This is a genomic window from Methylobacterium indicum (assembly GCF_017347565.1).
Taxonomy (GTDB): Bacteria; Pseudomonadota; Alphaproteobacteria; order Rhizobiales; family Beijerinckiaceae; genus Methylobacterium; species Methylobacterium indicum.
This window is the reverse complement of the sequence record NZ_AP024145.1, coordinates 4,519,271-4,532,827: the sequence shown is the minus strand read 5'-3', so window position 1 is coordinate 4,532,827 and position 13,557 is coordinate 4,519,271. Positions and strand designations below refer to the sequence as shown.

General features: G+C 74.1%; 10 protein-coding genes. 2 read left to right on the top strand and 8 right to left on the bottom strand.

All coding sequences use genetic code 11. The annotated features are described in order from the left end of the window. Nucleotides 1-11 precede the first annotated feature (11 nt). From miv_RS21010 to miv_RS21000, 3 genes are read right to left on the bottom strand one after another with little or no spacing between them, the layout of a single operon-like run. Nucleotides 12-2,336 carry a TonB-dependent receptor family protein gene (locus miv_RS21010; protein ID WP_207178662.1) on the bottom strand — a complete coding sequence of 775 codons (2,325 nt, stop codon included), beginning with the start codon at nucleotides 2,334-2,336 and terminating at the stop codon, nucleotides 12-14. A 58-nt stretch (nucleotides 2,337-2,394) separates the two neighbouring features. Then, nucleotides 2,395-3,807 (bottom strand): PepSY-associated TM helix domain-containing protein, encoded by a 1,413-nt coding sequence (locus miv_RS21005; RefSeq protein ID WP_207178660.1) that lies wholly within the window; start codon nucleotides 3,805-3,807, stop codon nucleotides 2,395-2,397. A 47-nt stretch (nucleotides 3,808-3,854) separates the two neighbouring features. Next, on the bottom strand, nucleotides 3,855-4,217 hold the full coding sequence (locus miv_RS21000) for a hypothetical protein (protein ID WP_207178659.1): 363 nt from the start codon (nucleotides 4,215-4,217) through the stop codon (nucleotides 3,855-3,857). Between the two features lie 589 nt (nucleotides 4,218-4,806). On the opposite strand from miv_RS21000, the gene miv_RS20995 reads away from it, so the two are divergent. After that, nucleotides 4,807-5,325, top strand: a complete 519-nt coding sequence (locus miv_RS20995; RefSeq protein WP_207178658.1) for a hypothetical protein — start codon at nucleotides 4,807-4,809, stop codon at nucleotides 5,323-5,325. Between the two features lies 1 nt (nucleotide 5,326). Here the strand turns inward: miv_RS20995 and miv_RS20990 are convergent, their stop codons facing one another. Together miv_RS20990 and miv_RS20985 are read right to left on the bottom strand one after the other, a co-directional pair. Then, nucleotides 5,327-6,274, bottom strand: coding sequence for a 2-hydroxyacid dehydrogenase (locus tag miv_RS20990; RefSeq protein ID WP_207178657.1), 948 nt, complete (start codon nucleotides 6,272-6,274; stop codon nucleotides 5,327-5,329). A gap of 13 nt (nucleotides 6,275-6,287) precedes the next feature. After that, entirely contained in the window at nucleotides 6,288-7,499 is a 1,212-nt protein-coding gene (locus tag miv_RS20985; RefSeq protein WP_207178656.1) for a pyridoxal phosphate-dependent aminotransferase, read from the bottom strand. Between the two features lie 170 nt (nucleotides 7,500-7,669). On the opposite strand from miv_RS20985, the gene miv_RS20980 reads away from it, so the two are divergent. Next, nucleotides 7,670-8,470, top strand: coding sequence for an alpha/beta hydrolase (locus miv_RS20980; protein ID WP_244748632.1), 801 nt, complete (start codon nucleotides 7,670-7,672; stop codon nucleotides 8,468-8,470). A gap of 228 nt (nucleotides 8,471-8,698) precedes the next feature. Here the strand turns inward: miv_RS20980 and miv_RS20975 are convergent, their stop codons facing one another. From miv_RS20975 to miv_RS20965, 3 genes are all read right to left on the bottom strand, one after another. After that, nucleotides 8,699-10,150 carry a heme biosynthesis protein HemY gene (locus tag miv_RS20975; protein ID WP_058617050.1) on the bottom strand — a complete coding sequence of 484 codons (1,452 nt, stop codon included), beginning with the start codon at nucleotides 10,148-10,150 and terminating at the stop codon, nucleotides 8,699-8,701. A 119-nt stretch (nucleotides 10,151-10,269) separates the two neighbouring features. Beyond that, entirely contained in the window at nucleotides 10,270-12,561 is a 2,292-nt protein-coding gene (locus tag miv_RS20970; protein ID WP_207178655.1) for a COG4223 family protein, read from the bottom strand. A 122-nt stretch (nucleotides 12,562-12,683) separates the two neighbouring features. Then, complete coding sequence (locus miv_RS20965) at nucleotides 12,684-13,496, bottom strand: uroporphyrinogen-III synthase (protein ID WP_048426122.1); 813 nt, start codon at nucleotides 13,494-13,496, stop codon at nucleotides 12,684-12,686. Between the last annotated feature and the right edge of the window lie 61 nt (nucleotides 13,497-13,557).

Sequence of the window (13,557 nt, the reverse complement as noted above, 5' to 3'; positions counted from 1 at the left end):
CGCCCGGCGCGTCAGAACGCCAGCTTCATCCCCCCGACGACGCTGCGCGGCGCGCCCGCGAAGATCGAGCCGGTGGTGGTGGCGAGCACCCCCGCCCCGTTCTGCAGCCCGGTCGCCGCGCTGAGCGAGTTCGCCAGCGGCTGGGCCGAGGCGATGTAGGTCGTGTCGAGGATGTTGCGCACCTCGACGTAGAGGCTGAGGCGCTTGGCGTAGGACCCGACGAGGTCGGTGTCGTAATGGATGTTGGCGTTGAGGAGCGTGTAGCCCGGCGCCTTCAGCTGGTTGGCGTTGTCGAGGAAGAAGCCGTCCTGGTAGACCGCCTCGACGAAGGCGCCGAGCCCCTTCAGCGGCCCCGTCGGCTGGTCGTAGCCGATGCGGGCGAGGAGCTGGTGGGCCGGTACCCCCGGGATCAGGCGCCCGGCCCGGTCGAACCGCGCCGTCAGGCTGCCGGCGCTCAGTTGCTCGACGTAGCGGGTGTAGAACTGGTCGTTGAGGCCGTAGGCGGCGGTCGCCCGCCAGCCGGGCGAGAACGCCCATTCGGCCCCCGCCTCGATGCCGCGATGCTCGGAGGCCGGGGCGTTGAAGGTGTAGCTGAGGAGCCCCGCCCCCGGCGACTGCGTGACGAGCTCGTTGCGGAAGAACTCGTAGAAGCCGGTCAGGCTGAGGCGCAGCTCCGGCAGCGGCGACCAGTCGACCCCGAGGTCGACGCCGAGGTTGGTCTGGGTGCGCAGGTCGGTGTTGTTGCCCGGCACGCCGGCCGGGGTGACGAAGAGCTGGCTTGCCGCCGGCGTCGCATAGCCGGTGGCGACTCGGCCGCGGAATGCCAGGGTGTCGTCGGGCCGGTAGACCAGCGCCAGTTCCGGCGCGACGTTGAGGAAGCTGCGATCGATATCGGCCGCCATCCGGGTCGTCCCGGCGGCCGAGTAGGCGTAGGTCAGGGTGCGGCCCGTGAGCCAGGTGTTCTCGGCCGAGACGCAGAGCACGCCGGTCCACCGCTCCGACAACGCGACCTCGGCCCGCGCCCGGCCGCCGAGATTCGACTGCGCCGCCTCTTGGTTGCTCGCGAGCGCGCCGAGGCGCGGCCCGCCATAGGGCGCCCGGTTGTAGAGCGAGATGTGGTTGTCGATGGCGCTGTAGGAGAGCGCCGCGTAGCCCACCACCGGCAGGCCGAAGACCTCACTGCGATGGGTGATGTCGGACAGGACGGTGTAGGACGGATAGCTGCCCCGCGAGGAGGTCGTGTAGAACGGCTGGTTGAAGTTGCGCTCGTCGAAGCCGACCTGCGTGCGCCAGGTCGTGTTCGCGTCGATGTCGTGCTCCCAGCGCGCCGCGATGATCGTGCGCCGGTCGTTGCGGCCGAAGGCGCCCTCGGAGGCCGTCACCGGCACGGTGGCGCCGAAGGCGCCGTTCCGCAGGAGGTTGACGGTGGTGCAGCCGGGCGCCGCGGTGGCGGCGCTGGCGCAGCCGCGCTGGTAGGGGTTGATCCGGTACTGCGCCAGGGACGAGCGGGCGGGAAGATCGGCCTCCAGCGTGTTGTTGATCACCTTGAGGGTGAAGCGGTTGTCGGGGCTGGGCGTGTAGCTCGCCAGCAGGTTCACCGTCTGGGTGTCGGCGCTGGCGTGGTCCTGGTAGCCGTTGCTGCGAAAATCGCTGGCGAACAGGCTGACCTCGTAGGGCCCGCTCACGCCGCCGACCGTGAAGTACCGGCTCAGGGTGCCGAAGCTGCCGGCATCGACCCCGACCTCATAGCCGTCGATCTCCCGGCCGGTGCGGGTGCGGAACGCGATCGCCCCGCCGGTGGCGTAGTTGCCGAACAGGGGCGATTGCGGCCCGCGAAAGACGTCGATGCGCGAATAGACCCGCGGATCCGTGATGTCGAAGCGCGAGGCGCCGTCGGGCTGGGTGACGACGAAGCCGTCCTCCAGCACCACCATGTTCTTGATCACGCCGGTCGAGCGGGCGTTGTTGCCGCGGATCGACACCACGACGTCGCGGGGCCCGTTGCCCTGGCGGACGGTGACGCCGGGACTGTTGACGAGCACCTGCGCGACGCTGGTCGCCGGCCGGTTGGCGATCACGTCCCGCCGGCCGATCGCCGTGACGATCTCGCCGACCGGGCGCTCGATCACGCTCGGGGCGGAGCCGGGCGGTGCCGCGACCCCGAAGGCGGGCGTCGAGGATGGATTTGGGGACGCCGCCGCGCCCGCGACCGAGATCTCGTCGAGGGCGATGGTGTCCTGTGCGACGGCAACCTGGGGAAAGGCGGCACCGGGGATGGTGGCGAGCAGCAGGGCGAGCGCGCGGGGGCGCAGGCCGGAACCGGAGGGGCGCGGCATCGAAACGAATCTCGGGACGAGGATGCGAGGGCCCGGCGCGGGTCGCGCCGGCGTCGGATCAGGCGGCGGCGGGGCGCCGGGATGTGCGGCGCAGGCCCATGAACGCGGCGTCGAGCGCGATCATCGCGAGGATCGCCAGCCCGGTGAGGGGAAAGACGATTCCGAGCGCGACGACGATCCCGGTGACGCCGCCGACGACCCGGCGGTCCCCGGGCCAGGGCGGCACGCCGAGGCGCCCGGCGGGCCGGCGCTTCCACCACATCACCGCGGCGCTCGCCGCGAGCAGGATCGTGGCGAGGCAGAAGGCCAGCATCAGGAGCTGGTTCACCCGCCCCGCGAGCTCGCCCTTGTGCAGCCCGATCCCGTACTGGATCCCGCGCCCGACGAGCCCGATATCGCCGAAGCGCACATCGACCAGCGGCCGGCCGCTATACTGGTCGAGGGTGATCATCCGCTGGCGCGTGACGTCGCGCGGATAGGCGGCGGCCGCGTAGACCCCGGCCGGGCCCTCCGGCAGGGCGAGCTCGTAGCCCGCCGGCATGCCGAGCCCGGTCATGATCGCGACGGCCCGGTCGATGCCGATCGGAACCCCATCCCGTCCGGCAGACGGCTTGTCCGAGCGCGGCAGCGGCGCGGCTTCCAGCGCCCAGCCTGCCGTGTCGAGAACCTCACCCATCGGCACGGTCGAGACTGGCACCCGGGCCCAGAGAGCACTGGGCTGGCCGAGCCCGGCCCGGTTCGAGATCGCCCGGACCTGATCGCCCCACAGGATCGACCATGGCAGGCCGGTCGTCGCGAGGAACAGCAGGCCCGCCCCGGCGACGAAGCCCGTGACCGCGTGCAGATCGCGCCACCACACCCGCCGCCGCGGCGTCCCGCGTACGGTGACGACCCCGCCCCCCTGCCCGCGCGGCCACCACAGGTAGATTCCGCTCAGGACCAGGATCACCGTGAAGCCGGCGACGACCTCGATCAGTCCGTTCGCCACCGGGCCGAAATAGGCCAGGCTGTGGAGGCGGCGCACCACCATCATCGCCTCGGCGTCGCGCCCGACCCGGTCCAGCACCGCGCCGTCATACGGGTCGAGATAGACGAGCGTCCTGCCCTGCGGCCCGGCCATGGTGACGATCGCCGCCCGGTCGGGGGCGTCCGGGCTCGCGAACGTCTTCGGCGCGGCATCCGGCACCGCCTCGGCGGCGATGAAGATCAGCCGCTCGGGCGAGAGCGGCGGCGTCGCGCGCACCGGCACTACCGTGCGGTAGGCAAACAGCGTCCGGTTGATCTCGTCCTTGAACAGGTAGACCGAGCCGGTGGCCGACAGGAGGATCAGGAACGGCAGGCAGAGAAGGCCGGCATAGAAGTGCCAGCGCCAGACCGCGCGGTAGAGCGCGTCGCGCAAGGCGCCTCCCTGCAGGGGAACGCCGCGCGAGGACGCGCGCCCCGTGGCGGGAGCGGCGGAGGAAGCGGACATGGGTTGGGGATCCGAACAAGCGGGCGATCGATGGCGAACGGGATCGATCAGGCCTGCGGCGGTCCCCTCGGGCTGGCGATGCGGTCGGGCGGCGCCCGGGCCGGGACCTTGTCGGCGGCGGGCGGGGCGTGTTCGGGCGGGCGCGGGCCGTCCCAGGCGAACCCGAAGGCGAGGAGGACCGGGACCGCGAGGGCGACGTGATGGGCCGCGACGCAGCAGGCCAGGGCGCAATGCGTGCCGGTCCGGGGCGAGCCGTCGCCCGCATCGTGCTGGCAGATCACCGTGCCGGAGGCCGCGACGACCTTCACCGGCGCGAGCGCGCCGAACAGAGCCTGTAGGCATAGCGCGTAGAGCGCAACCACGGCGATGGTCGCGCGGCCGATCGATCGTTGCGGCGAGGCCCTGCGCATGATCGTCGGTTAAGCCCTGCGACCCGGAGGCGTCAATGGCGAAGGTCGGGCCGCACGCGAGCTCGCGGCGATCTTTTCCGGGTCTTCCCGATGTCCGTCATCTCGCACGACATGGTTGGCAGGCGGTCGAGACAATGTCTCCCGCGCGCTCGACCGCATCCCGGGATGGGGCCGCCGGGAGCCTCATCGGACATCTCCACATCATCGCGTTTTCCGCAGATCGTGCTTGGCGACAGATCGCTCCTCGGTCGATCGAGGTTTCACCGGGGAACCGCGACGTTAAGGGGGAAGTCAGAGGCTCAGGCGGTTGCGGCGTCTCGTCGGCGGCGATGTCCGGTGCGGCTGAATCTCGCTCCCTCCTCACGGTTCCTCCGTAGAGCCTTGCCGTCGCGGCCACGGCCGGACGCATGGCTCCAATGTCTAGGGCACGATCGTTCCGTCCGTGACACACCGATATCGGCGGAAAAGGGTTCCTTCCCCAAGGGCGATGGGGCCGAGATCTGCCAGATTTAATCGTCAATTAACCACGATGAGCGAGGCTTGCGACGGAAATTCGGGGCGACCCGGCTGGAGCGACGGGACGGACGTCATGGGAGTCGATTTCTTCGCCAGCCAGCGCGCGGCGCGGCGGAGCGCCTGTGAGGATCGCTCCTCGCCGGAGGGCCACCCGCATCTCGCGGCGGTGATCCGGTCGGTCGTCGAGCGCCACGCGGAGAGCGGCCTGGGCTCCATCGATCGCCGCTCCCCGCCCCGGGACTGGGACCGGCTGATCGCCCAGGTCCAGACCGCCGCGCGGATCGTCGAGGAGACCGATGCGGAGATCCGGCGGCGCGAGGCGCAGGCCCGGAGCCTCCTGCGCAGCGCCCACAAGCGGCTCGACGAGGCGAGGCAGCGCATCGACGAGGCCGAGGAGCGGGCGCGAAGGATCGAGACCGGGGCGGATGCCCGGGTCGCCGCCGCCGAGGAGCGGGCGCGCCAGGCCGAGGATGCGGCCCGCAGTGCCCTGGCCTGGCTCCAGCGCGCGAACCGCCCAGAGCAGGCCCGGTCCCCCGACGAGCCGGCGGTCGTGATCCCGCCCCTGCCCCCGGTCCTGAGGCGGGTGGCCTGAGCTAATAGCCCCGCGCCACGTCGACGGAAGCGGGGATGCGCCCCGTCGCCCGGTAGGCCCGCAGGTTGCCGGCGACGACCGCCGCCGCGCTGCCCGGCGTGGTCGGCCCGGAGATGTGCGGCAGCACGGTCACGCCCGGATGGCGCCACAGGCGCGAATCCGGCGGCAGCGGCTCGACCGAAAAGACGTCCAGTACCGCGTGCGAGACCCGGCCTGTATCGAGGGCGGCGACGAGCGCGTCGGTATCGACGATCGCGCCGCGGCCGAAATTGATCAGTGCCGCCCCGGGCCTCATCGCGGCGAAACGCCCGGCATCGAGGAGGCCGCGCGTCTCCTCGGTGAGCGGCAGCAGGCAGACCGCGATGTCGCTCGCCGCCAAGAGGTCCGGCAAGCCCTCCGGCCCGGAATAGGCCGTCACCTCCGCCGGCACGGGCTTGGGCGAACGGGTCCAGGCCGCGACCCGGAACCCCGCCTGCACCAGCCGCGCGGCCGCCGCGCTCCCGAGCGCCCCGAGGCCGAGGAGCCCGACCCGGACCTCGCCCGGCGGACGGTAGGCGAGCTGGCGCCAGGTCGCGGTCTCCTGCTGGCGCCGGTAGGCCGGCATGTCGCGCTGCAGGTAGTAGGTCCAGGCGAGCACCGCTTCCGCCATGGTGCGGGCGAGTTCGGGATCGATGAGCCGCACGATCGGCGCGGTCCCCGGACCGAGGTCGCGCACCAGACGCTCGACCCCGGCCCACAGGCTCTGGATCCAGGCGAGGTTCGGCAGCAGCGCCACCTCGGCCGGATCGGGATTGGCCACGATGGCGATCCGCACCGTTGCGCGCTCGTCGGGCGTGAGCGTGCGGAACGGCCGGATGGTTTCCTCCGGCAGAGCGGCGCCGAGGGCGGCGAGAAAATCGGCCTCCTCGTCGGGATCGAGATTGCCCAGGAACGCGATCGGCTCGGACATCGGGGGCCCTTCTTCAGCGGCCGAGGACGGCGGAGAGCCGCGCCACCGCATCCCGGGCGAGGCCGGGGCTGATGGCGAAGCACAGGCGGATGAAGCCCTCGCCCTCGGGCCCGAAGGCGGTCCCGGGCGCGACGCCGACCTTGGCCTCGGCCAGGAGCCGGAAGGCGATCGCGAGGCTGGTCTCCTCCGGCCGCGGGGTGCCGGGGCCCGCGACCCGGGCCATCAGGTAGAAGGCGCCCTCCGGCACCGACACGGTGACGCCGGGCAGCCGCGACAGGCCCTCGACCAGGATCTCGCGGCTCTCGGCGCAGCGGCCGACCATCTGGCGGATGAAGCCGTCGCCCTCCTCCAGGGCGGTCACGGCGGCATGCTGGATGAAGGTCGGGATCGAGGTGGTGTTGTACTGGCCGAGCTTGGCGAAGGTGGGGGCCAAACCCCGCGGCGCGATGAGCCAGCCGGCGCGCCAGCCGGTCATCGCCCAGTTCTTCGAGAAGGTGTTGGTGACGATCAGGCGGTCGTCCTCGGTGCAGATCTGCAGGAAGGACGGCGCGATGGCGTTGCCGTAGGCGAAGTGGGCGTAGACCTCGTCGGCGACGATCCACAGCCCCCGCGCCCGGGCGAGGTCGCGAAGGGCCTTCATCTCGTCGAGCGGCATGATCCAGCCGGTCGGATTCGAGGGCGAGTTGACCACGACGGCGCGGGTGCGTGGCGTCAGGGCGGCCTCGATGTCGGCGAGCGGCAGGGCGAAGCGCCCGTCTCCCTGCACCCGGTACGGCACCGTCACCGGCACGCCGCCGGTGATGCGCACGGCCTCGGCGAGGTTGGGCCAGGCTGGCGAGGGAATGACGATCTCGTCGCCGGGCTCCAGCAGCGCCTGGGCCGCCTGCATGATGGCGTTCATGCCCCCCGCCGTCACGGCGAAGCGCTCCGGCGGCACGTGCACGCCCCAGTGCCGGGCGTGGTAGGCGCTCAGCGCCTCGCGCAGGCGCGGCAGGCCGAGCGAGGTGGCGTAGCGGGTGTGCCCGGCCAGCATCGCCTTGTGGGCGGCCTCGACGATGAAGGGCGGCGTCGGCAGGTCGCCCTCGCCGATCCACAGCTTGACCACCTCGGGATCGTCCCGGCCCCGGTCGGCGACGAGGCCGATCTGGCTCGTGCCGATGCCCTGCATCCGCGGCGACAGGGTACCGGCGAGGTCCGGCGGCGTGGCGGTCTCCGCATGGGTCATCGGCGGCTCGTGCCCTCGTTGGTTCAAGCGTGTCGGTCACCCCTCCATAGCACCGGTACCGCGGCGCGCGAGCCGCGTCCCGCGCATAGATCGCGGTGGACCCGGGCCGTTCCGCCGCTACAACGTGGCAAGAACGAACAAACTCAAGAACGATCCGGAGGACACAGCGCGTGACGGTCAATCGCAGAACGGCCCTGGCGGGCGTCTCCCTGGCGGCGGCGGCCCTGGCGCCGGGCGCGGCGCAGGCGCAAGGCGCGGCTCCGAAAACCTACGTCCTCGTCCACGGCGCCTATGGCGGCGGCTGGATCTGGCGCGATGTGGCGGCGGGCCTTCGCGGCCGCGGGCACCGGGTCTTCACGCCGACGCAGACCGGGCTCGGCGAGCGCAGCCACCTCCTGTCGCGCCAGATCACGGTCGACACCCATATCGACGACGTGGCGAGCGTCTTCGCCTTCGAGGACCTGCGCGACGTCGTGCTGGTCGGGCATTCCTACGGCGGCATGGCGGTGACCGGGGTCGCCGACCGCCTCACCGACCGCATCCGCCACGTCGTCTATCTCGACGCGCTGATCCCCGAGACCGGCGACACCGCCTTCACGATCCTGCCCGCCGGCATGGCCGACGCGCGGCGCAAGGTGGCGCTGGAGCAAGGGGCTGGGGTGGCCCTGCCGGTACCCGGCCCGGAGGCGTTTCCGATTCCGGCCGGCCCGGCCAAGGACTGGTTCATGCAGCGCCTGCGGCCGCACCCGATCGGCACCTACGAGAGCCCGGTGCGGCTCTCCAAACCCGCCGGTGCCGGCCTGCCGGTGACCTATGTCGCCTATACCAACCCGGCGCTCGCCGCGATCGAGCCGAGCCGGCAGCGGGCGCGGGCGAAATCCGGATGGACCTACCGCGAACTGGCGGTCCCGCACGACGTCGAGGTGCCCCACCCCGAGACGGTCGTCGAGCTCCTGGCGGGGATCGGCTAAGCAGATTTCGCCGAAGTGGGTACCGGTTCGGCTCAGAAAATCTACGACACAGCAAGAGTCTAAGTAGACTTGCGTTGGCCTGCCAACGCAAGTCTGTTTAGGGCCGCGCGTCCTGCGCGAGAGCCGGGGCTGAGCGTCGCCCGATCCGGGACCGGGCGGCGTCCCCGGTCTGTGCCGCATCCGGACGCCCCCGCCCGGATGCGACGCCGCCCATCGTCCGCGGCGCGGTCAGCGCCCCGGTCCGACCACCTCCGGCATCGTCACCGGCACGGGCACCACCGCCGGGCCCGAGGCGCCGGAGGCCAGGGTGTTGATGGTGCCGGTCTTCGGGGCGGCGGTCCCATTGGTCGCGCCGGGCGCGGACGCGTGGGCGGGGCCCGCGGAGGCGCGGCCCAGGAGATCGGGCGGGGTCTGCCAGACGAAGGCGTCGAGGCGGCCGCTCACCGGGGAGACCGGGGCCCAGCGGTCGGAGACGAGGCCGTCGGCGCACCAGGCCGGATCGCGGGCGGCGCGGGCCGCGCGGGCCTGCCACTCGCGGGCCTTGCCGGAGGACGCGCCGTGCTCGGCCTCCTCGATCTCCGCCATCGTCTCGTAGGCACGCACGGTCGGCTGGTCGGCGAGCAGCGGGCTCAGCACGTCGCGGGCCCGGGCGAATTCGCGGGCGTCGAGCGCCGCGCGGGCGATCGCGAAGCGCGATTCCGGATGCCAGGACGAGATCCGGGCCAGCGTCTCGGCGCGGGCGAGGCGGTCGCGGCTCGAATCGCCGGTGCGCAGGTCGAGATAGACCCGGGCGAGGTCCGGATGCGGGCCGGCGCGCCAGGCCGCCTCGACCACCCGGGCGCCGCGCTTGAGATCGCCGCGGCGGGCGAAGAGGCGCCCGGCGAGGGCGGCGGCCGGCACCAGGTCGGGGGCGAGCTTCACCGCCTCCCGGGCCTGGGCGAGCGCGCGCTCGGGATCCCCGGCCTCGAGGTCGAGGGCGCTGGCGGTGAGCAGCACGGCGCGCTGGCGGCGCATCGCCGCCTTGTCGGAGAGGCCGAGCGCGGCGCGGCGCGACACGGTGTCGAGGGCGCCGGTCCAGTCGCGATCGGCGCACTGGCTCTCCATCACCGCCTCGTTGGCCCAGGTCACGCTCGGGGCGAGGCGCGAGGCCTCGATGGCGTAGGCGCGGGCCGTGGTCTCGTCGTCCTGGCGCCGGGCCTCGACGAAGAGGCCGCGCAGGCCGAGGACCCGGGTCTCGGGATCGTCGACCATGCGCTGGAAGGCGCGCTCGGCCCCGGCGCGGTCGCCCGAGATCTGGGCGGCCTGGGCGGTCAGCAGCAGGGCGAGCGGCTCGTTGCCGAGCAGGCGCTCGGCCTCGCCTGCGTGGCGGCGCGCCGCGACCGGGTCGCCGGAGCCCACCGCCACCATGCCGCGCGAGAGCGCGTTGTAGCCGCGGGCCTGGCGCCGGCGCCGGCTCGACAGGGTCAGCCGCTCGGGCAGGTTCAGGATGCCGCGGGCGAAGGCCCAGATGAAGCCGAGCACCACGGCGAGCACCATGACGCCGACGAGGGCCGCCGCGAGACTGGTCGCCAGCTCGTAGCCGCCCCAGGTCACGGTGACCACGCCGGGCCGGTCGGCGAGCCAGACCGCCCCGTAGGCGGCGAGGGCGAGGAGTGCCACGAAGGCGAGTGCGCGCCACATCGGTCCATCAACTCCAGAAAGCCGCGCTGCCGCACCGGGCGCGCGAGGGGGCGTCGATCGAGCCCCGGGAGGTTGCTTCCCGCGGCCGCCCGGGCAGGCGGCCGCACTGCGTCAGGTGGTCAGCGGTTCGCCGGACCCTGGATCGCCGCGAAGGCGGCGGCGAGCCGGGCCCGCGCGGCCTCGCCGGCGGCGGCCCGAGCCTTCAGGCGCTGGCCGACATCGCCGGCCTCCTGGCGGGTCTGCTCCGGCAGGGCGTCGAAGGCCTTGGCGGCATCCGCCACCGCGCCGCGAGCCAGCGCGTCCTGGACCTTGGCCACGCCGGCCTCGGTCGGATCGGCGGGGGTGCTCGCTGCCGGGGCCGCGCCCTCGCTGCCGACCTTGCGCACCGAGACGATCGACTCGGCCATGCTGGTCAGCCGGTCGGTGATGCTGCCGCGCTCCGCGACCGCCTTCTGCCGCGCGGCGAGCGCCGCGGCGTTCAGCTTGGCGGCAACGGGCTGGAAGCTCTGGGCGAGCGAGGCCGCGGTCGGAGCGCCGCTCTGGGCGAAGGGCTCGAGCGGCGCGAGAGCCCCGGTCTGGCCGGGATCGAGCTGCTTGAGGGTGGCGAGCGCGTCGGCATAGGGCGCCCCGGAGGCGACCGCGCTGGCGATGCGGTCGGCGGCGACGACCCGGAGCGCCGCCTGGACGGTACCGGCCTCGGCCCGGCCCTCGACCGACTTGGCGAGGTCGGCGAGGCGCTGGTCGACGGTCTTGGTGCGGGCGTCGAAGGCCTGCTGCAGCCCGTCCGCGCGCTGGTCGGCGGCCTTTGCCCGGGTGTCGAGGGCCTGGCGCAGCTCGTCGATGCGCTGGCCCAGCGCCTTGTCGGCCTGTTCCTCGGCGGCCGTACGGGTGCCGAGATCGGCCTGGAGCGCCTTCAGGCCCTTGTCGAGCCCGTCGAGGCGGCCGCGCAGGTCGGCGCCGTCGTTCCGGCCCTGGAGCGCCGTCACCGCCTGGGCGAGACCGTCGACCCGCTGGCGCAGGCCGGCATCGCCGCCGCCGCGGCCCTGGAGGTCGGCGAGCTGCTTCTCGATGCCCTGGAGGCGCGCCGGGTCGATGCCGACGGCCGGCGCCGAGGTCGCGGGGGCTTGCGTCGCGGGAGCCTGCGCGGTGGGGGCCGTCTGACCGGCGGGAGCGGCCTCGGCCTTGCGCAGGGCCTCGTCGGCGCGCTGGGTCGCGGTCTTGGCGGCGGCATCGGCCGCCCGCACCGCGTCGGGGAGCGGTCGCACCGTCTGCTCGATCGAGGCGATGCGCCGGTCGAGGGCCTGGACGCTCTCGCGCGGGGCGAGGTCGGCGAGGCGTTGATCGAGCGGCACCGCGTCCTGCGCCTGCGGCGTCGCGGGCTTCGGCAGGTTGATGCCGTAGGCCGGGCCGTAGGTGGTGGCGCCGTAGAGGAGGCCCGCACCGACCACGCCGCCGAGCAGCGAGGCGGCGAGAAGCGAGCCGAAGCCGGCGCCCGAGCGGGCCGGGGTGGGGACGACCGGGGTCGCCGCCGTGGTCCTGGGGGGTTCCTTGGAGGTGTCCTTCGGTGGGACCGCACTCCCGGCGGCGGCGCCCGCCTGCGGGCCGGTCTTCGGCACCGTCGAGGGGCGTGCCCCGGTGGCGCCGGTCGCGCCCGTGGGGCCCGTGCCCGTCGCTCCGGCAACGGTCGTGCCGGTCGCGCCCACGGCCTTCGGGCTCGCCGGGTTCGGGCCGGAGCCCGCCGCGGCGGCGCCTGTCGTCGCGCCGGTTCCGGCGGTCGAGGCCTTGCTGTCGGTCGCGGGCTTGATGCCGGGCACGCCGGCCGGCGAGGTGCCGGGCTTCGCGTCCGCAGCCTTCGTCTCACCCGGCTTGGTCTCGCCCGGCTTGGCATCCCCGAGCTTGAGCGGCCCGCTGCCGGGGCCGGTGGCGACCGGAGGGGTGCCGGGCTTCGCGGTGCTCCCCGGCATGGCCGACGCCGCGGGTCCCGTGGACCCGGTCGATCCCGTCGCGCCGGGCTTGGTCTCCACCGCCTTGGCGGCCTCGCCCGGCTTCGTCGCCGTGGCCGATCCCGTCGCCCCGCCCGTCGCCCCGCTCGGGCCGGTGGAACCGGTCGAGCCCGTGGGTCCCGTCGGGCCGCCCGTGGCGCCGGCCGGCTTCGCCGCGGACGCGCCGGACGCCGTCGCCGAGCCCGGTACGGTCCCGGTCGCGCCGGGCTTCGGCGCCTCGCCGCTCTTCGTCGGCTCGCCAGGACGCGCGGACGCCGCCGCGGGCGAAGAGGGCTTGCCCGCCTCGGCCTTCGGCGCATCGGCGACGCGGGTGGCCTTCAGGTCGATGATCGGCCCATCCGCCGGGTTGCCGCCGCGCCCGCCGGGACGGTTGCGGGAATCCTTCTGGTCCTTGTCGGATGGGTTCACGGCGAAAGATCCTCACCTCTGGGTCGGGCCGGGAGCCCGCCGCGAAGGCGGGCCCATCGGCTCGGCTGGAGCGCGTCCACGGGGCAGGATCCCGCCCGGGCCGCGCGCTGATTCATCGTCCCTTAGCATCGGTCCCGGCCCGGGCGAAGGGCCGGCGACGCCTCTGCGTCACACTCCGGGTGGACGGAGGCGAGTCCGGCCATCAGGGCGTCCTCGTCGGGCCGCGCCGCGACCACATGGGACAGGATGCCGGCCGCGACCAGGGGCGCGGCGACGTCCGCCGACAGGCAATGGTGCACAAGGCGCCGAAATCCCGCTTCCCGGCCCGCCGCCCGGGCGAGACCGAGCGCCGTCGCGGCGCTGCGCCGCGAATAATGCAGGGCCGCGTCGAGGCTCCCGTCGACACGGTTCGCTTCGGCAAGGCCTCCTTCGGCGAGGCCCTGGTCGGCCAGGGCCGCCGCGACGGCCTCCGGCAGGGCCGGCAGGGGCGTGGCGGCATAGGCGACCCAGACCTTGAGGCGGTAGCCGCGGCGCCCGAGCGTCGCGGCCGGCTCGTCCTTGCGCTCGCGCCCGGCGGCGTGAAGGAGGCGCGCCCCGGGCGGCAGGGTGCGGCCGATCAGTCCGGCCAGCGCCGCGGCATCGCCCGCGGCCTCATGGACGGACTCGTGGACGGACCCGAGTCCCGCCGCCCGCGCGGCGGCCGCGGTGCGGCCTCCGACGCAATAGGCCGGCAAGGCCGCGAACCGCGTGCCCGCCACCGCCGGAATCGCGCTCGCGCTCGTCAGCACCAGGGCGTCGAAGGGACCGTCGGGCGGCGGCGCGCCGCTCGGCGCCAGGGCGAGGACGGGGGCGAGGAGCGGCCGGTGGCCGAGGGCGGCGACGCGCTCGGCGGTGCGGCGCCCGGCCGGCAGCGGCCGCGCGACCCAGACCCGCAGGGCGGTCCCGCCTTCCGTCGGCCCCGTCACGCCATCCTCCCCTTCCCGCGATCCGGCCCGC